General features: G+C 63.0%; 17 protein-coding genes, 1 tRNA gene and 1 pseudogene. 7 read left to right on the forward strand and 12 right to left on the reverse strand.

Features of this window, described 5'->3' with window-relative positions:
- Nucleotide 1 precedes the first annotated feature (1 nt).
- The 5 genes and pseudogenes from AC3ANQ_RS03480 to AC3ANQ_RS03500 form a co-directional block, all read right to left on the reverse strand.
- Complete coding sequence (locus tag AC3ANQ_RS03480) at nt 2-604, reverse strand: DUF1214 domain-containing protein (RefSeq protein WP_488303829.1); 603 nt, start codon at nt 602-604, stop codon at nt 2-4.
- Between the two features lie 64 nt (nt 605-668).
- Nucleotides 669-1,055 (reverse strand): sterol carrier family protein, encoded by a 387-nt coding sequence (locus tag AC3ANQ_RS03485; RefSeq protein ID WP_488303830.1) that lies wholly within the window; start codon nt 1,053-1,055, stop codon nt 669-671.
- A 15-nt stretch (nt 1,056-1,070) separates the two neighbouring features.
- On the reverse strand, nt 1,071-2,087 hold the full coding sequence (locus tag AC3ANQ_RS03490; RefSeq protein WP_488303831.1) for an asparaginase: 1,017 nt from the start codon (nt 2,085-2,087) through the stop codon (nt 1,071-1,073).
- 36 nt (nt 2,088-2,123) lie between these two features.
- Nucleotides 2,124-2,384 (reverse strand): annotated as a pseudogene (locus AC3ANQ_RS03495) (molybdopterin-dependent oxidoreductase); the annotation flags it as partial.
- Nucleotides 2,347-2,496, reverse strand: coding sequence for a hypothetical protein (locus AC3ANQ_RS03500; protein ID WP_488303832.1), 150 nt, complete (start codon nt 2,494-2,496; stop codon nt 2,347-2,349). The pseudogene AC3ANQ_RS03495 and the gene AC3ANQ_RS03500, both read right to left, overlap by 38 nt.
- Nucleotides 2,497-2,832: 336 nt before the next feature.
- On the opposite strand from AC3ANQ_RS03500, the gene purD reads away from it, so the two are divergent.
- Nucleotides 2,833-4,143, forward strand: a complete 1,311-nt coding sequence (purD, locus tag AC3ANQ_RS03505) for a phosphoribosylamine--glycine ligase (RefSeq protein ID WP_488305250.1) — start codon at nt 2,833-2,835, stop codon at nt 4,141-4,143.
- A 3-nt stretch (nt 4,144-4,146) separates the two neighbouring features.
- Entirely contained in the window at nt 4,147-5,082 is a 936-nt protein-coding gene (locus AC3ANQ_RS03510; RefSeq protein ID WP_488303833.1) for a phosphoribosylaminoimidazolesuccinocarboxamide synthase, read from the forward strand.
- A 102-nt stretch (nt 5,083-5,184) separates the two neighbouring features.
- On the opposite strand, the gene AC3ANQ_RS03515 is transcribed toward AC3ANQ_RS03510, so the two are convergent.
- Nucleotides 5,185-6,471 (reverse strand): helix-turn-helix domain-containing protein, encoded by a 1,287-nt coding sequence (locus tag AC3ANQ_RS03515; RefSeq protein WP_488303834.1) that lies wholly within the window; start codon nt 6,469-6,471, stop codon nt 5,185-5,187.
- Between the two features lie 138 nt (nt 6,472-6,609).
- Between AC3ANQ_RS03515 and AC3ANQ_RS03520 the strand changes: the two genes are divergently transcribed.
- Nucleotides 6,610-6,870, forward strand: a complete 261-nt coding sequence (locus AC3ANQ_RS03520) for a hypothetical protein (RefSeq protein ID WP_488303835.1) — start codon at nt 6,610-6,612, stop codon at nt 6,868-6,870.
- A gap of 292 nt (nt 6,871-7,162) precedes the next feature.
- On the opposite strand, the gene AC3ANQ_RS03525 is transcribed toward AC3ANQ_RS03520, so the two are convergent.
- From AC3ANQ_RS03525 to AC3ANQ_RS03545, 5 genes are all read right to left on the reverse strand, one after another.
- Nucleotides 7,163-7,239: transfer RNA gene (locus AC3ANQ_RS03525), tRNA-Pro, on the reverse strand.
- A gap of 73 nt (nt 7,240-7,312) precedes the next feature.
- Nucleotides 7,313-9,130, reverse strand: a complete 1,818-nt coding sequence (locus AC3ANQ_RS03530) for an ABC transporter ATP-binding protein (protein ID WP_488303836.1) — start codon at nt 9,128-9,130, stop codon at nt 7,313-7,315.
- A complete protein-coding gene (locus tag AC3ANQ_RS03535; RefSeq protein WP_488303837.1) occupies nt 9,127-10,956 on the reverse strand; it encodes an ABC transporter ATP-binding protein in 1,830 nt (609 codons plus the stop codon). The genes AC3ANQ_RS03530 and AC3ANQ_RS03535 overlap by 4 nt, the downstream gene beginning before the upstream one ends.
- 355 nt (nt 10,957-11,311) lie before the next feature.
- A complete protein-coding gene (locus tag AC3ANQ_RS03540) occupies nt 11,312-12,274 on the reverse strand; it encodes a metallophosphoesterase (RefSeq protein WP_488303838.1) in 963 nt (320 codons plus the stop codon).
- The gene (locus tag AC3ANQ_RS03545) at nt 12,267-14,540 is read right to left on the reverse strand and encodes a transglycosylase domain-containing protein (protein ID WP_488303839.1); all 2,274 of its coding nucleotides are present in this window, start codon (nt 14,538-14,540) and stop codon (nt 12,267-12,269) included. Before AC3ANQ_RS03545 ends, AC3ANQ_RS03540 begins: the two co-directional genes overlap by 8 nt.
- A 37-nt stretch (nt 14,541-14,577) precedes the next feature.
- On the opposite strand from AC3ANQ_RS03545, the gene sp36 reads away from it, so the two are divergent.
- Genes sp36 through AC3ANQ_RS03560 form a run of 3 tightly spaced genes read left to right on the forward strand, consistent with a single transcriptional unit; the run spans nt 14,578 to nt 16,201 of the window.
- Nucleotides 14,578-14,733 carry a Sp36 family protein gene (gene sp36, locus AC3ANQ_RS03550; RefSeq protein ID WP_009359196.1) on the forward strand — a complete coding sequence of 52 codons (156 nt, stop codon included), beginning with the start codon at nt 14,578-14,580 and terminating at the stop codon, nt 14,731-14,733.
- A 2-nt stretch (nt 14,734-14,735) separates the two neighbouring features.
- The gene (locus AC3ANQ_RS03555) at nt 14,736-15,272 is read left to right on the forward strand and encodes a RidA family protein (RefSeq protein ID WP_059389482.1); all 537 of its coding nucleotides are present in this window, start codon (nt 14,736-14,738) and stop codon (nt 15,270-15,272) included.
- 17 nt (nt 15,273-15,289) lie between these two features.
- Entirely contained in the window at nt 15,290-16,201 is a 912-nt protein-coding gene (locus AC3ANQ_RS03560) for an NUDIX hydrolase (RefSeq protein ID WP_488303840.1), read from the forward strand.
- An 86-nt stretch (nt 16,202-16,287) separates the two neighbouring features.
- Here the strand turns inward: AC3ANQ_RS03560 and AC3ANQ_RS03565 are convergent, their stop codons facing one another.
- On the reverse strand, nt 16,288-16,965 hold the full coding sequence (locus tag AC3ANQ_RS03565) for a Crp/Fnr family transcriptional regulator (protein ID WP_395249243.1): 678 nt from the start codon (nt 16,963-16,965) through the stop codon (nt 16,288-16,290).
- A 247-nt stretch (nt 16,966-17,212) separates the two neighbouring features.
- On the opposite strand from AC3ANQ_RS03565, the gene AC3ANQ_RS03570 reads away from it, so the two are divergent.
- On the forward strand, nt 17,213-18,397 hold the full coding sequence (locus AC3ANQ_RS03570) for a MarP family serine protease (RefSeq protein ID WP_488303841.1): 1,185 nt from the start codon (nt 17,213-17,215) through the stop codon (nt 18,395-18,397).
- Nucleotides 18,398-18,597: the final 200 nt, after the last annotated feature.

An 18,597-nucleotide genomic window follows, 5' to 3' on the forward strand; every position in this document is an offset into this window, starting at 1 on the left:
ATCACTGCGCCTTTACAATGGGCGGCAACTGGTACGTGCCGTCGAGAATTGCCGCACCAGGCAGATACACGCGGAACATCACCTTGAACTTCCCGGGAGGAGTTGGCAGCCAGTTCTGCTGGTGCCTACCCGGAGCCTGATGCTGGAGATAGATATCGACTGAACCGTCGGCGTTCTGCTCGAGCGGTGACCGGTCACCAACGCTATAGCGATTGGTCGGATTGGTCACCATATATCCGACGATATCGGTGGGAGTGAGCGACCAGAAGGCGTCATTCGGCGGGAGTTTCCCTGCAGGAAAATGCAGGACGTATCCGTGCCCGCCGCTCAGCGCTTGCCCTGAGCCATCCACAGTGGTGGTCCAGTACGCGGCCTCTTCAAACACATTGACGACCGGCAGGGCTTTGGCGCAGGCGGCCCGCACTAGGACTCCGTTGCCGGGCTCGCCGCATTTGCGGATGGCACTCCAGCCGTTGACAGTTGTTGTGATCGCCCTCCCCACGGCATTCATCAAGAGGATCGCCGTCAAGAACGCCAGCACGGCACCGAGAATTAGTCCTTGCACCACACCGGACTGTGAGAACCACGCGAGGACACTTACCATAACCGCAAACTACCACTGCGCTAAATAACTTAGTGCTGTTGGCGCGGCCGCGGCGCTGGTCGCCTCAGAACAGCGGCAGTAGCTCCGACAAATCCGCGCGCAGACCCGACGCGGCTACCCGGCCGGCGTCGACGGCGGCGGACCACGCCAAGCGGCCGGTCACCATCGCCAGCCAGGTGGCGGCATCGCACTCGATGACATTCGGGGGAGTGCCGCGGGTGTGCCGAGGACCTTCCACGCACTGGGTGACGCCGAACGGCGGCACCCGGACTTCAACCGAGTTGCCGGGTGCGCGGGCGGTGAGCTCCTCGAGCGAGTAACGCACCGCGGTTGCCAAGACAGTGCGCGACGGCGGTGTCCCCGCCTCTGTTTCTTGCCCGACGGCGGTCAGCCATGCGGCCAGTGCCGTGCGGCCCTGCTCAAGGTCGATCCGGCGTCGTGCAATTGCCATCTTTCGGAGCCCCAATCAGTCCAGCAGCGCCGAAACGGCGTGTCCGAGGCGGATCCTGCCGACGGAGTGGCCACCGCCGAGGACCGGCTCCACGACCTTTTCGAGCACGCTGGAGACGCCGGGAATATCCACAGCGCCAGCAACAGCGAGAAGCGTCAAGCCAACCAGGGTAGCTGCGCGGGGATTCCCATCCAGGATCTTCACTGCAACGGAGGCGCCAGTGGGTGTTGCCAAGACCAGGACACCTTCCGCTCCGCCCTTGGCAAGCACTTCGAGTTCGTCCATGACAATGGTGTTCGCCTCGCCGCGGCCCTGCACTGCCCACGGGTAGTCCAACATTGACGTGGCAATGGTTGCCGCGCGGGCATTGGAGCTCTGGTCCCGCGGGGCCCGCGCCAAGCGCGAGTAGGCCCGCGCCAGCCCGGTCAGGGAAAGCGCGGCCACGGGTGCTCCACAGCCATCAATGCCGAGGTGGGCGATTTTCTCACCGCTGTATTCCTCGATGACGGTCCGCACGCGCTGTTGCAAGGGATGGTTGGGCTCCAGGTAACTGTGCGTGTCCCATCCGTTCTCGGTGCACGCCCAGAGGAACGCCGCGTGCTTCCCTGAACAATTGGAAGCCAACTTGGACTTGCCTTGCTCGGAACGGATCAACCAATTGCGGGCAACTTCGTCCTGTGGCCACACCGAGGGGCACTGCAGCTGTTCTTCCCGGACACCAGCGGCCTTGAGCATTCCTTCCACCACGTCCATGTGATCCAGGGAGCCCACGTGGCTGGCGCAGGCCAAGGCAACTTGGGCGCCCCGCAAGGGCACGCCCGACTGCATCGACGCGAGCGCCTGGAAAGGCTTGAGCGCGGAGCGGGCATAGATGGGGGTGGTGATATCGCCGAGTTGGGTCACCACGGAGCCGTCACCGGAAAGGACGACGGCGGAACCGATGTGGCGCGATTCGATGAACCCGCTGCGCTCAATCACTGCCAGCTCGACGGCGGAATCAACGCTGAAGGTTTCATGCGAACTCATGGGCATGATGCAAGTCTAGGGTGCCGCAACCGTCTTCCCGGGCTACTCCACGGTCACCATAACGGCCTGCCATCCCGAGGCGCCGTCCGGCACAGAACCCGCTCGCTTTTCAGTCTGCAATTCCCCTGTTCCGTCTGTTGCGCGGACCTTGATGTAGTGGGATCCCGGCTTGGCGTCCCAATCGAAGGACCACTGCCGCCACGTGACCACGGACGCTTCCGCGGCAAGGGTGGCTTCGGCCCACGGGCCGTTGTCGATCTGCACCTCAGCCTTCTTGATGCCGCGGGTCTGGGCCCAGCTTGACGCCGTCCCGGGTCACCACGGCGGCAACGATCACCGCACCCATGCCGAGGACGCCCAACACGCCCAGCGCCCAATTGCCGAAGGCCACAATGCCCAGAACGCAGGCCAGCACGAAGATGAGTGGCCCGGGCAGTAAAGAAGGCGCCGATCAGTTCCGCAACGGAAAGTACGACGCCGGCCGCGGCCACCCCGGCCAATGCAGCCAATGCGGTGGGTCCACCGAGCCAGTTCCTGAGCTTCTTCATGCAGGTTGTTCGGAGCGGGAGCACCCCAGGGATGGGTGGGACATGCTTCCTGATGGCGGCGGCCAAGGGGGACATGCCCTGCGTTGGCGCTGGGCAATGGGCATATCAGTGCTATGTCCATTGCTCGTGGCCAACGGGGGGGCATGTCCAGTGGGGGACACAGCTTAGGAGTCCTGCCCCCGCACAAAGTACCCTTGAAGACTGTGAAGGTACTCGTCATTGGCCCCGGCGGCCGCGAACACGCCATTGTCCGTTCATTGCTCAAAGATCCCAACGTTTCCGAGGTCCACGCGGCTCCGGGCAACGCCGGCATCGCCAAGCTGGTTCCCACGTATGCGATCGACGGCAACAACCCCGCCGCTGTCGCAGCGCTTGGGACGAAACTAGCCGTTGACTTGGTAGTCGTCGGACCCGAAGCCCCGCTCGCGGCAGGCGTGTCCGACGCTGTCCGCGAGGCCGGCATTCCGGTCTTTGGCCCCAGCAAGGCCGCTGCCCAGCTCGAAGCTTCCAAAGCGTTCGCCAAGGAGGTCATGGCGGAGGCCGGCGTGCCCACCGCCATGGCCCGCGTGGCAACAAATGCGGCGGAGGCCGCTGACGCCTTGGACACCTTCGGCGCTCCGCACGTTGTCAAGGACGACGGACTGGCAGCCGGTAAGGGCGTGGTGGTCACCAACGATCGCGAGGAAGCCCTCGCCCATGCGCAGACGTGTTTCGACGCCGGTGGAACCGTGGTGATCGAGGAGTTCCTGGACGGACCCGAGGTTTCCCTGTTCGTGCTGTGCGACGGCCGCACCACTGTGCCGCTGTCCCCGGCGCAGGATTTCAAGCGAATTTTCGACAATGATGAAGGCCCCAACACGGGCGGCATGGGCGCTTACACCCCGCTCGACTGGGCACCTGTTGGCCTGGTGCAGGAAGTCATCGACCGCGTGGCCCAGCCCACCGTGGACGAGATGGCCAGCCGCGGCACGCCGTTCGTCGGCGTCCTGTACTGCGGCCTGGCCCTGACGTCCCGCGGCACCCGCGTCATCGAGTTCAACGTCCGCTTCGGCGATCCCGAGACGCAGGCGGTCCTCGCTCGCCTCAAGACCCCGCTCGGCGCCCTCTTGCTGGCAGCTGCCAAGGGCGAACTGGATCAAGCCGAAGAGCTGCGCTGGTCTAAGGAGTCTGCGGTCGCCGTCGTCGTTGCCGCCGAAAACTACCCGGACACGCCCCGTACGGGGGACCGCATCCGTGGCCTGAACAAGGTGGATGCGCTTGAAGGCGTCCATGTCATCCATGCCGGTACCAAACTGGACGACGAAGGCAGGGTAGTTTCGGCCGGGGGCCGGGTGCTGGCCGTCGTGGCGCTGGGGACGGACCTCGTGGAGGCCCGCGAGCGGGCTTACGACGGCGTGGAGCTGGTCCAGCTCGACGGCGCGCAGTTCCGTACCGATATCGCCGGCAAGGCAGCCCGCGGGGAGATCCACGTGGTCTCCCCGGCCACCGGCTCCATCCCTAACGTGAAGGCTTGAGCCATGCCTGAAAACAACTCAAACGGCCTGCAGACCGAAACCCTCGACCTCCCGGGTTGGAAGCACGTCTACTCGGGCAAAGTCCGCGACCTCTACGTTCCGGCAGATGATCTCAGCGGGGGCGAATCCGGCCAGGACCGCGTCCTCGTGGTGGCCAGCGACCGCATCAGCGCTTACGACCACGTCTTGAGCAGCGAGATCCCGGACAAGGGCCGGATCCTGACGCAGCTAAGCCTGTGGTGGTTCGAGCAGCTGGGCGTGGAGCACCACGTCCTCGCGTCGACGGCTGCCGAGGGAGTGCCTGCGGAGGTCGAGGGCCGCGCGATGATCTGCAAGCGGCTGGAGATGTTCCCCGTGGAATGCATCGCTCGCGGGTACCTCACGGGTTCCGGCCTGGCGGAGTACCGGAAATCGGGCACCGTCTGCGACATTCCCTTGCCGGCGGGCCTGGTTGACGGCTCGCGGCTTCAGCACGCCATCTTCACGCCTTCCGCCAAGGCGGAGGTCGGCGAGCACGACGAGAACATCACCTACGACGACGTCGTTGCGATGGTGGGCGACGACATCGCCGCCCGCTTGAGCGAGCTGACGTTGAAGATCTACACCCGCGCTGAAGAGATCGCCCGTGGGCGCGGCATCATCCTGGCCGACACGAAGGTGGAGTTCGGCATCGATACCGCCACCGGTGTCATCACCTTGGGCGATGAAGTCCTGACGCCGGATTCCTCCCGGTTCTGGGACGCTTCCACCTACGAACCGGGGAAGGCCCAGCCTTCGTACGACAAGCAGTTCGTCCGTGACTGGCTGACGTCTGCGGAATCGGGCTGGGACCGCTCGGGTGACACCCCGCCGCCTGCACTGCCGGCCGACGTCGTGGAGAAAACGCGTGCCCGTTACGTTGAAGCCTACGAAAAGCTGACCGGCCGGACTTTCGCCTAGGCTGCAGCGCCTGGCCTGCGGCAACCAGCAAGCAAGCGCCGGGCAAAGCAGGAAGAGCCCCGGACCGCCTGGTCCGGGGCTCTCGCCGTTGTAAGGGGGCTCTTAGCTTGCGCGAGAAGACTTCGCGCTCTCGCCATGGCCTGACGCCGCCCGACGTTCCGCCAACCGGATTTCCAGGACGGAGTCCATGGCCTGCTGGACGCGGTCGGCTGCTCCCGCGGCGGTGAAATCGCGTTGTGCTTCCTCGAGATGAACCAGGGCGTCCGTGTTTTCGCCAGCCGCTTTGAGCGCCTTCCCGAGGAGGAAAGCGACTTCGCCCGCAGTATGGCGCGCCAGGACGTCCCGGTTCGCGTGGATTTCTCGCAGCTTGGTGATGGCGGCCGGGATGTCGCCCGTCAGGTAGAGCCAGCGGGCGCGGATAAAGGCAACCTCCAGCTGGTCCGTCTTGTTTCCGCCCACGATCGACAGGGCGAGTTCAGCCCGTTCGATGGCGGAGAGCGTCTCCGGCTCCACAATTCCGGAGGAGAGCCGGACCGCCGCCGATGCCTTGTTGAAGCGGGCCCAGAGCTCAATGTCATTGGCGGGGGACAACAGCTTGGCGGCACGCTCGTGGTGCTTGATGCCCTCGGCGTAATCGTGCCGCATGAAGGCCACGTTTCCTACCACCCAGGCCACTTCGCCCGCGAGTTGGGACATCGAGTGATCGTCCATCTGGCTGTTCATGGCCTGGCAATACGTCCAGGCTTCGTCCAATCTGCCGCTCTCAGCCAGTGCCCCGATCAGCGCCCGATGCGCCCCGATGATCAGGGTTGAGCCCCTGGGCAACTGCTCGGACAGCCTTACGGCTTCCATCGCGTGTTCGACCGCGGTGGCCAGCTGGCCTTGGCCGTGGCAGACCGCGGCAAGCATCTGCCGGGCACGGACCCCCAGGCCTGCGGATTCCGTGGCCATGGGGTGTTCCAGAAGATGCTGGATGATCTGCTGGCATTCCTTCAGTTGCCCCTGCTTCATGAGGCACTCGGCCTGCATGTACGTCATGTTCCACCACGCGCTGGTGTTCTTTGCTTCCAGCGCGATCTGGGCCGCGGTTGATGCGTGGCTAGCGGCAAGCGGGTAGTCCCTCAGGTCCCAGGCTTGCCTGGCATACAGCCCCGCCAGCACGTATTCGGCGTCACTGACGGATACGGGCTGGCTCCAGGCTTCCAAGGCTTTTGGTGCCAGTTCGAGGCGGCGGGCGAGTTCTTCAATGACCTCGGCTGTGGGTTCCCGGCGGCCGGTTTCAAGAAGTGAAATGTAGCTGGGAGAGTAAAGGTCTCTGCCCAATTCAGCTTGGGTCAGCCCACGTTCGAGCCGTTCGGCACGGAGCTTTTCTCCGAATCCGTTCCCCACAGGTTCCTCCTAGAGGCTTGTCTTTGCGCTGTCCCTACGCGTAAGCCTTGACAGTCGCTGTGGAAAACATTTTACAATGAATGTCAACAGGGACCGCGTAATTTCCGTAACGAATCCGACTCGCATTGAGGAAAAATTATGTTGAAGAAGATTGCTGCAGCAGTCGCCTTGGCTGGCGCTCTTGCATGCTCCGCAGCGGCGCCCGCCGTGGTTTCCGCAGCCCCTGTGGCAGACACCGTCAGCACGGTGCTCAGCATTGGTAACTGGCCTGACCCGATGCGGGTCGCCCAGTCAATCGGTATCTGGCCTGACCCGATGAGGGCCTCGCAGGCTATTGGTAATTGGCCCGATCCCATGGTGGTGAAGCCGATGATCGGTATCTGGCCTGACCCCATGTAGGCGAAACTCAAGGACGGCTTCCGGGAACCGGGCTGCTGTCGGATAATTCAAATGAAATGAAGAATCCCCGGGGTGTAATAAACCGACACGCCGGGGATTTCTTTTGTTCGGGCGACCGCAGGCCGCCATGGCCACTTCCGAGCCATTGTTGCCGGTTGTTAACAATACTTGTCTCTAAACCCCGGGCAGGCCCAGGAAAACCGGTCATCGGAATATTTTGGTGTTTCCCGGCCCGGTCCGAACCTAGTTAAATAAAGATAGAAGGCCTTCCACTGGAAGGCCTTCTATCTTTTGGTCGGGATGACAGGATTTGAACCTGCGACCTCTTCGTCCCGAACGAAGCGCGCTACCAAGCTGCGCTACATCCCGATCCGCTGCGAAAGCAACTGTTCAAGAATAGCCGATGCCACGCCCGGATGCGAAATCGAGCACGGCGCCGGAATCAGACCAGCGAGTCCTTCCAAGCCCCGTGCAAGCGAGCGAAGCGCCCTCCGCCGCGGACGAGCTCGGCCGGTGTGCCGTCTTCCACGATGCGTCCCTCATGCACCACCAGTACCCGGTCTGCGGTCTCCACTGTAGAGAGCCGGTGGGCGATGATGATTGCGGTCCGTTCGGAATCAGATCCCGACAGGAGCCGGGACAAGCCGGCCTGGACCAGGCGTTCGGAAGGAATGTCCAACGAGGACGTCGCCTCGTCCAGGATAAGTACGGCCGGGGCGGCAATGAATGCCCGGGCGAAGCCGATCAGCTGTCTTTGCCCTGCAGACACCCGTCCGCCGCGCTTGTTGACGTCGGTATCGTAGCCGTCGGGCAACGCGGAGATGAAGTCGTGCGCACCAACGGCCTTCGCAGCGGCTTCGATCTCCGCGCGGGAGGCCTCCGGCCGCCCCAGCGCGATGTTGTCCGCCACGGAGCCGCTGAAGAGGAAAGCCTCCTGGGTGACCATCACGACGGCGCGGCGCAGGTCCGCCGTCGAGAGCTCCCGCAGGTCAATGCCGTCCAGGGTCAAGGAACCTTCGGTGACGTCGTAAAAGCGTGCGATCAGCTTGGCCAAGGTGGACTTGCCGGCTCCGGTCTGTCCCACGAGCGCGACGGTCTGCCCTGCGGGGATGTATAGGTCCAACTCGGGGACCACCACACTGCCGTTGCCGTAGCCAAACTCCACGCCGCGGAAGTCGATTTCCCCGCGGGCCCGTGGCAAGGGCACCGGGGTCTTGGGAGGCCGGACGGTGGGGACCTCCTGGAGCAGGCCGGACACCTTCTCCAAGGCGGCCTGCGCGCTCTGGAAGGAGTTATAGAACATGGCCATCTGGTCCACGGGCTGGAAGAAGCGCTTCGTGGAAAGGATCAATGCCAGGAGTACGCCCACCGCCAGCTCGCCGGAGAGCACACGGAAGCCGCCGAACAGCAGGACCACCGCCACGCACACATTGCCGATCAGGACCAGGCCTGGTTGGAAGATGCCGTTGAGGTTGATGGAGCGTACCGTCACCTTGCGGTAGTCCTCGGACAGCTCGGCATAGCGTTCAGCGTTCTCCGGCTCCTTGCGGAATGCCTTGATGGCCCGGATGCCGGTCATGGTCTCCACGAAATGCACGATCAGCCGGGCGGAGACCACCCTGGATTCGCGGAAGGCGATCTGGGAATGCTTCTGGTACCAGCGGGACAGGAAGAACATGGGTACGCCGGTGGCGAGCATGATGAGCCCGCTGCGCCAGTCGAGGGCGAATACTGTGAACGCTGTGAAGAGCATGAACAGCAACCCGGAGGCCAGCGAGCTGACGCCAGAATCAAGCAATTCGCGCAGCGCCTCAAGGTCCGACGTCTGCCGTGCGATAATGCGGCCCGAGGTGTACTTCTCGTGGAACTCCAAGCTGAGCCGTTGCGTGTGCCGGAACACCCGCAGCCGCAGGTCAAGGAGCATGGCCTGGCTCAACTTCGCCGTGGACGTGACGTAGAGGGCCGTCAGCAGGGCTGTTGCGATGGCGGCCGTCAGGTACAGGACTCCGGCCAGGAGCAGTGGCACGTTGCTACCGGCGAGCAGTGCGGGCAGTGCATGGTCGATGCCGAAAGCGATGATCGCCGGCCCCGCCACGCGGGTGGCCTGCGAGAGCACCACCATGCCCAGCGTCAACCAAAACCTCAACCGCACCGGGCGGATGAGCGAGCCCAACAAGGCGACCGACCGCTGTCGTACTGCTTTGCTGTCGCTCCGGCTCAGGTGGGCGTTGTCTTCATTGGCGGTTCCGAAAGTGCTCATCGGCGGCCCTCCCTGGCTTGGTCCATGTGCTGTTCGGAATCGAGTTCGTGTTCCAGCTCGTCCAGTTCGCGGTCGAGGTCCTTCGGACCCGCATCAAGGCTCGCGATCACGTAGCGGTAATGAGCATTGTCGGCCAAGAGCTCCGTATGGGTCCCGACGGCAGTGATGCTCCCGTTTTCGAGCAGCGCCACGCGATCTGCCAAGGCCACAGTCGAGGGCCGGTGGGCGACGATGAGCGTGGTGGTGTCCCGGAGGACTTCGCGCAGCCTGGCCTCGACGAGTTCCTCCGTGTTCACGTCCAGGGCGGACAGTGGATCATCCAACACCAAGACCTTGGGCTTGGCTGCGATGGCCCGGGCAAGGGCAATGCGTTGCCGCTGACCACCGGAAAGGCTCAGTCCTTCTTCTCCGATGAGGGTCTCGACGCCGTCCGGAAGCGAATACGCGAAGTGCGCTTGCGCGACGTCGAGCGCTTCGTCGAGCGCTTCCTCGGAGGCGTCGGGCGCGCCAAGCAGCACGTTGTCCCGGACCGAGCTGGAGAACAGCGTAGTGTCCTCAAAGGCGACCGCCACAACGGTCCGAAGCTGCTCCACGCTGAAGTCACGTACATCCACGCCGTCGATCCTCACGGAACCTTCAGTGACGTCGTAGAGCCGGGGGACCAGCTGAAGCAAAGCACTCTTTCCGCTCCCTGTGATTCCTACGAGTGCCATTGTTTCGCCGGGCTTGATGTCAAGGGTGATGTCATGCAGGAGCCGGGCGCCGTCGTCGAACCCGAAAGCGGCACCGTTGAAGCTCAAGGCCCCACGCAGTTCAGCCGGGGAGGTGGGGTTCGCCGGGTCCGTAATGGTATTGGGCGTGTCCATGACCTCGAAATGCCGGTCCAATGCCGTCTTGGCGGTCAGTGCCATGGCCAGGAGCATCCCCGAGAATTCCACCGGCGACGCCACGACGGCCGCGGTGGCGAAGAACGCAACGAGGGAACCGATGCTGAGTTCGCCCGCGGATACCAACAGAATCCCCGCAACGAGCCCGACTCCGAGTGCCAGTTCCGGCAGCAGCGTGACAACAAGGGTAAAGGTCGCCTGGTGCTTGGCCTTGGTTATCTCGGTCTGCCTCAGCTCCTCGGCCTGCTCATTGAAGTTCTCCAATGCTTCGCGGCTCCGGCCGAACGCCTTGAGCACGCGGATCCCGTGGACGGATTCCTCCACGGTAGTGGCGAGGTCGCCCGCCTGGTCCTGGCTGAGCCGGGTCACCAGGCTGAAGCGGCGGCGGAAGCGGAAGGAAAACACCATGATGGGCACCGCGGCGGCCAGGAAGATCAGAGCGAGCTGCCAGTTCATGGAGAACATCACGACGACGCCGATCACCACGGTCAGGGTGGTCACCACAAGCATGATGGCCCCGAACGCCATCCAACGCCGGAGGAAGTTCAAATCGGTCATGGCACGCGATAGCAGCTGTCCGGAACCCCAGCGGTCGTGGAAGGAAACCGTGAGGTCCTGCAGATGGCCGTAGAGGGACACTCGCATCCTGGTTTCCACCGTGGTTGCCGGATTGATGACGAACTGGCGCCGCAGCGCCACCAGCCCGGCCTCTGCGATGCCGAGGGCAAGAACCACGACGGCGGCAATCCAGACGGCGTCGCCGGAGCCGCCAGGGTGGAGGGAACCGTTGATTAAGACCCTCAGTACCTGTGGGATGGCAAGCGCCACAATGCTGGCCATCAACGCGCTGAGCAGCCCCATGAAAAGCCGAGGGAGGATCGGTTTCACGTGCGGATAGAGACGTCTGACGGAGGTGAAGAATGAAGTCTGTTTGGCCATGCCCGCTTCTCAACAGCTTTGTCCCGGTGTTCTGCACCAACCCGGCGCGACACTCGGATGTAGTTTCCTGTAGCAACTACCCTATGCCATCGCATGAAGGGATTCCCAGCAGCATTGCGGTGTGTGATAGGAGCTATTAGGGGCGTGGTTCGTAGGCCCGCACCGAGGGACATGCTCAACCTGGGCAGCCAAGGATGGACATAGTGGTGATATGCGCATTCTTGGCCTGGCCCGGTGGGCATGCTCTATGGCCAAAGGCGGACATGTCCAACCTTGGTGTGGTTTGAGGGACATGCTCAGGGGTGGAGGGGCCAACCGCGTGCCGAGTTGGTACTGGCGGGCTCGGCTCCGGTGGCTACTGGCGGGCCGTCAGCGTCAGCAGGACTGCCTCGGGCTTGCACGCGATCCGCACGGGCGCGAACCGTGAGGTGCCGATACCGCCCGAGACGTTGACCGGCGTCGTACGTCCGTTGGTTTCCCAGTCATGCAATCCCTTGGCGCGCCAGGTGGGGAGGTCGCAATTGGACACGAGGGCGCCGTAGCCAGGGATGCAGATCTGGCCGCCGTGGGTGTGTCCGGCGAGGATGAGGTCTGCGGAGTCGTCCGTGAAATGGTCCAGGACGCGCTGGTAAGGGGCGTGGATGACCGCGACCCGCAGGTGCGGGCGGGAGTCTTGTCCCGCAGTGCCGCGGGGCCAGCCAGCGTAGCGCTCGCGATTCAGGTGGGGATCATCGACGCCGGAGAAATCGAAGCGGATCCCGTTGATGGGCAGCGACTGGTGCCTGTTGGTGAGATCGATCCAGCCGGACATTCCGAAACCCGAACGCAGCCGCGGCCAATCAAGCTCAACGGGATTGTTCATAAGCCGCGAAGGGCCAAGGAGATATGTGGCCGGATTCTTGAACCGAGGCGCGAAGTAGTCGTTTGAGCCGGGGACAAAGACACCCGGGAACTTCAACAGCGGCTGCAGGGCATCCAACAACGGAATGACCGCGTGGGGGTGGCTGAGGTTGTCGCCGGTGTTAACCACGAGGTCTGGTTGGAGCGTTGCGAGCGAACGCAGCCACGCGGCCTTCTTTCGCTGGCTAGGAACGAAATGGATGTCGCTCAGATGCAGGACCCGGAGGGGAGCTGATCCTTCGGGGAGGATGGGAAGTGTCTCTTCGCGGAGCACAAACTGGTTCTTTTCCCAGAGGCCATAAGCGAGGCCCGCAACGCCAGCGGTTGCGCCTGCACCTGCAGCGACGGCAAAGCCGCGTCCGATGCTTCGGACGCGGCTTGCCAGCGATTCAATGGCGCGCTTGGAGCTGCTAGCCATTCTTTTTTCCATTGTCATTGCTGGTGGGTTGGGTGCTCGGCTGGGTGCTCGGTGAAGTGTTGCTCGGAGTCGGGGCACGGAACGAGGGTGCGTCCAAAAGGTTGGACGGCGGAGCCGGGAACGGGTTCGTTCCATAAGCAGGGGCAACCTGGGACATGTAGTTCGAGAACTGAGGGCCGGCGATCATGTAACCGTCAACGTTGGGATAGAACTTGCCGTTGATGGTGATGTTGCGGCCGAAGCGGTTTTGGCCGCCCAGGGGATCGCCGAACCAGCTGGCCGTTGCGAGGCCCGAGGTGTAGCCAACAACCCAGGTGGAGCCGTTGTTGTCATTGGTTCCGGTCTTGGCCGCGATGGGGAAACTCGTCTTGGTGGAAATCCTCGGCTGGATCAGCGAACCAGAACCCTGGTTAAGAACCTCTTGCATGGCGTAGGCAACACCGTGAGCAACCGCCGGGGTGACTGCGTCGCGACAGTTCGGAGATTGGGCAGGAAGCTTTGCACCCGTCTGGTCCGTCACGGACGTAATGGCGATTGGCTCGCAGTACTTGCCGTTGTTGGAGAACGTTGCCATTGCGCTCGCCATGGTGAGCGGTGCAGTTTGGGTGGAACCGATCAGGTTGGCCAGCGTAGTCATGGGGACTTTGGGATTGGGATCCGTGATCTGGCCGCTGCCGTCACGAGCGGGGTTTCCACCATGGATGCCCACTGCGTCTACGATCTTTTGGATTCCACAAAGATTCACCTTGGATGCCGAGGCGAAGGTAGCTGTGTTGATGGAGTTCATCAAGCCGTACAGGACAGTCATGGGCCGGTAGTAGCCGGCGTCCGAGTTCTGGAGGTCAAAGCTACCGGTGACATTGCTGTCATACCAGCCCACGGTGGGAGCCGGGCAGGTGTTCTTCCAAGGGAAGTTCTGCGGGTATTTTCGAACCGAGGCGTCGATGGTGGTGTTCATCGACTTGCCCTCATCGAGCCATTCAGCGAACGTGAAGGGCTTCATGGTGGAGCCGGGCTGGAAGCCGCCCAAACCGTTGAGGTCGTTGCCCTTGGCGTCAACCACGTCCACGTTGAAGTTCTGTGTCTGATCGAACTTCCCGGCAGCAGGCAGCCACACGGTGTTCTGGGCCATGGAGACGATCTTGCCGCTGCCCGGCTGGACCGAGACGATGGTGGCGCCCCACTTGTCCGGGTTGGCGCCGGTGGTGGCATCAACCTGGGCTTGGGCGACGTTCTGGGCCTTGGGATCGAGAGTGGTCTGGATGGTCAGGCCACCGCGTGAGACGCGATTGTTGCGTTCTTCCGGCGTGGCGCCGTAGGCCGGGTTGTTGAGGAGCAAGTGAAGCACATAGTCGCAGAAGTACGGGGCCGTAGCGGCGTAGGCACAACCTTGGCGAGGCTGCGTGACCTTGGTGGTTACCGGCGTCGCGATGGCGGCGTCGTAGTCCGCTTTTTTGATCTTTCCCTGGTCCAACATGAGTCCGAGCACCAGGTCGCGACGCTGCTTCGCGTGGTCCGGGTTCGTGATCGGGTCATAGTAGGACGGGCTGTTGACAACACCCGCGAGCAACGCGGCCTGCGGCAAGGTGAGGTCCTTGGCGCTGGTGCTGAAGAAGAGCCTCGAAGCAGCTTCGATGCCGTAGGCATCCTTGTTGAAGAAGACGATGTTGAGGTAACCCTCAAGGATCTGCTGCTTGGAGAACTTCTTCTCCAGCGCGATGGCCAGCTTCATTTCACGGAGTTTGTCGCCCACGCCCTTGTTGACGCCATTGAGCTTGACGTCGGCCCCTTTGTCCTGGGACACGAGGGACTCGTTGATGACGTTGTTCACGTACTGCTGGGTGATGGTGGATGCACCCTGCTTCTGGCCGCGCGCCGTGCTGACGATGGCGCGCATGATGCCTGTGGCGTCGATGCCGCCGTGCTCGTAGAAGCGGCTGTCCTCGACCGCAATGATCGCGTCCTTGATGTTCTGACTCATCTGGTCAAGGGGGACGCGCGTGCGGTTCTCCGTGTAGATGGAGGCGATCTGACTGCCATCGGCAGCCAGGATGGTGGTCGCCTGGCTGGGCGGGTTCACCTGGAGCTCCGCCGGCAGCGTGTCAAAGAACTGAATGGACCCACTGGCCGCACTGCCTGAAACGGCGGCGGCCGGGACGAGCAAGCCCGCCACCAGGACACCACAAATAGCGCTCACACCAAGGAATCCGAGGATCTTTCCAAGAGTGGTGGCAGTGTCGAATAGAGGGTTCCTACGAGTCACCATGTTCTTCACTTTACCGGCAAGGGCTAGTCTTTCTTTCATGACCAAATGGGAGTACGCGACGATTCCGCTCATCATTCACGCCACAAAGCAGATTCTGGACCAGTGGGGAGAGGACGGCTGGGAGCTTGTCCAGGTTGTTCCCGGGCCCGATGGAAACGGACTTGTTGCATACTTGAAGAGGGAGAAGCAGTAACAATGACAACCCCCGCAGAAGCCACCGTTGGCGCGGATTCCACAGCTCCGGCATCCGCCGTCGAGCAGCGCCTTGCCGAGCTCGGCTTGACCCTGCCGGCAGTTGCCGCTCCGGTCGCGGCCTACGTGCCGGCCATCGTCTCCGGCAACCACGTGTACACCTCCGGGCAGCTGCCTTTTATTAACGGCAAACTTGAAGCTACGGGCAAAGTCTCCAGCGGTGAAGAGGGCCTTTCGGACGAGCCGACAGTGTCTCCGGAAGACGCTCAAAGGTACGCAGCCGTCTGCGCAGTCAATGCCTTGGCTGCCGTCAAGAGTGTCATCGGAGACCTCGACCGCATTACGCGCATCGTGAAGGTAGTCGGCTTCGTGGCCTCCGATACTTCCTTCACCGGCCAGCCCGGTGTAATTAATGGTGCCTCCGAACTCCTCGGGCGTGTCTTCGGCGATAAAGGGCAGCACGCGCGTTCCGCCGTCGGTGTTGCAGTCCTTCCGCTCGACTCTCCCGTAGAGGTCGAGTTGATCGCTGAATTCAGCTAAGGAACCGGTTCATTCAATTGCCTCAACTAGCCCGACGCCTGTTTGCGTTGCCCCCCGAACTCGAAGGGGCGGCACGGAACTGGCTTCAACTCGGCGAACGGACCCCCCGCGCCGCGCGTTACGCATCATCTGTTGTTCTGCTCCGCGATTCGCCCACGGGCCTGGAGACGTGGATGGGTTACCGTCCCGGCTCCTCGCCATTGGGTGTGGTCGCGTTTCCCGGCGGTTCGTTGGAACCCACCGACGACGACGCCCTCGGCTGGCTCGGCCCCTCGCCTCAGCATTGGGCTGACGCGCTCGGGACCACCGACGTCGGACTCGCCCGCCGCCATGTTGTAGGCGCCATCCGCGAACTGTTCGAAGAGACCGGTGTTTTGCTGGCCGGCCCGGACCTGTCCTCCACTGTGGAGGCAACGTCCACGTCCGAGTGGATGAAGGCCCGCGAAGCGGTAGCTGCCCAGGACAAGTCGTTCACGGATGTACTGGCCAAGCGTGGCTTGTTGCTCCGGACGGACCTGCTCAAGCCACTGGTCAACTGGCTCAGCCCGGACTTTACGCACAGGCGCTTCAACACCCGCTACTTCGCGGCCACGCTGCCCGTGAACCAGCAGCCTTCGCTGCTGGCGAGCAAAGGAGTCTGGGGCCGTTGGGTGTGCGTTTCAAAACTCATCGACGAGCGCCAGACCACCGCTCTTGGCGACGAAATCGGCCAGGAAAACACGGCTGGCCTGACCCTGGGCCAATTGCTGGTGCCGGGTTCGGAGATCATCCTCGAAAAGATGGCTGCCGCTCAAGGCTGCATCGCGTATCTCAGCTACAAACGCAAGCCGCACATGTACCAGCCGCGGCTTGTTGAAGAGGATGGCGCACTCATGCTCGAAGTCGAAGCCGCGAGGACGGTTTCAGGGGAGCCGCAGCGGGAGCGCTGACGACGCGCAAATCCCATGGGGACACAGAAAATGCCTGGCGCTACCGGAATTCCGGTATCGCCAGGCATTTTCTGTGTCGCGGGAAACTAGCGGGAGCGCTGGCGGAGGCGCTGCATGTCCAGGATGACTACTGCCCGGGCTTCCAGGCGGAGCCAACCGCGCTGGACGAACTCGGCCAGGGCCTTGTTGACCGTCTCACGGGAAGCGCCGACCAGCTGGGCCAGTTCTTCCTGCGTGAGTTCGTGGGCAACCAGGACGCCGTCGGTGGCAGGCCGGCCGAAGCGGTCGGCAAGGTCCAGCAGGGCCTTGGCGACGCGGCCTGGAACGTCCGAGAACACGAGGTCGGACAGGGAGTCGTTGGTGCGACGCAGGCGGCGGGCAAGTGCCTGCAGCAGCTGGGCAGATACCTCGGGACGCGTCCGGAGCAGGGCGTTGAGGCTATCGTTCTTCAGGCCTGCCAGGCGCGTCTCCGAAACGGCCGTGGCCGTCGCGGTCCGCGGGCTGGGGTCGAACAAAGCCATTTCGCCAAAGAGCTCGCCCGGACCAAGGATGGCCAACAGGGATTCTCGGCCATCCGGGGATGTGCGGCCGAGCTTCACCTTGCCGGACACGATGAAGTAGAGCTGGTCACCCTGATCGCCCTCGCGGAAAACGGACGCTCCACGTGAAAGGTCCACCTCGGTGAGCTCGTCCGTCAGCAGACGGAAAGCGTCGTCGTCAAGGGTCGCGAAGAGGGGTGCGCGGCGCAATACCTCGATGTCCATGAAATCTCCTGAGTAAAAGTTCGGCTGGGGCGCTTCAGCCATTGTTTCAGAATTTTGTCGCGTCTGTGACGTACTTGGCAGCCGAAACGCCCTAAATCACGCGGAAGAGCCGCAAAGTCGCATCCCAACCGGCCGGGAATGCTCCGCTGAGAGGCGGCTTCGCGATGTGGTTGGCAGCGTGCTTGTGAGGGAAAGCTGTCAGGCTATGCATCTACAATTGGGGCTTACTCGGCTGTGAGGAGCTTTGGTGTTCGGCTTGACCATATTGGACCTGGCGTTGATTCTGACGCTTCTTTCCTACCTGATCTACGGACTGCGCAACGGCTTCTTCGTAACCCTCGGTGGAATCGCCGGCTTCGCGGCAGGAGCCGTGGCAGCCTTCATCGCGGTTCCGCTTGTTGGCGATTGGGTGAAGGACAGCGGCTGGAGGCTGCCGGCCATCATCGGCTCGGCTGTTGTGCTCATCGTCTTGGGGCACGGGCTGGGCACTTGGATCGGCCAAAAGGTCCGCGGGGCCGTGCGGATTCAGCCATTGAACGCCTTGGACCGCCTGCTGGGTGGGTTCGTTAGCCTGGTGGTCGCGGCATTGGTGATGTCCATGTTGGCGTTCAGCATCGGCTCCTTGGGCGTGCCACTCGTCTCGCAGCAACTCGCCGATTCCAAGGTGATCCGCTTCATCGACACCATGACGCCCACAAACGTCAAAGCCGGCGTCGCGCAGCTGCGTTCCACCGTCATGGGCAACGGCATTCCCCACATCATCGAAGGCATCGGTCCTGTTACCCCGTTGCCCGTCCCGAACACCAGCACAGACACCCCCGCACTCAACAATGCGGCCCATTCCGTTCTGAAGATTGCCGGCACGGCCTATCAGTGTGGCCAGAACCAGACCGGCTCCGGCTTCGTCGTCTCTCCGGGCCGCGTAGTGACCAACGCGCACGTCGTGGCCGGCGTGTCCCAGCCTGTGGTGGAAATCCCCGACGGCGGCGCGTTGCAGGGCCGTGTGGTCTACTTCGACAGCCAACGCGACCTCGCGGTACTCGCCGTCGACGGTCTTCCGACGGCGCCGCTGCAGTTGAGTGCTGATCTTCCGGCCGGCTCGCCCGCAGCCTTCGCCGGCTATCCTCACGGCGGTCCCTTCCAGTCCAAACCTGCCGCGGTGGAGGGCATCTCGACCCTCCTGGTCCCGGACATTTACGGCAACAACCCTTCACCGGAGCAGGTCTACAAACTTGCCGGTGACGTGCAGCCAGGCAACTCGGGCGGTCCCCTCCTGACGACGGAGGGCCAGGTTGCTGGCGTGGTATTCGCCAAGACCACTTCGGACGTGGCCGTTGGCTACGCCCTCACCATGGACGAGCTCTCGCCGGTGGCCCAGCAGGCACCATCTCTGAGCTCGGCCGTGTCGCCGGGCCAATGCACCAAGAAATAGCCCTCCCACCACGGGACATGCCCAGCGCTTGATGTGAGCTGCGGACATAATGCGTTTATGTCCAACGCTGGCTACGAAGAATGAGCATGTCCCCAAGGGAAGGGTGCACATGTCCAACGCTGGCTACGAAGAATGAGCATGTCCCCAAGGGAAGGGTGCACATGTCCAACGCTGGCTACGAAGAATGAGCATGTCCCCAA

Source organism: Arthrobacter sp. DMZ02-1R, assembly GCF_057747935.1.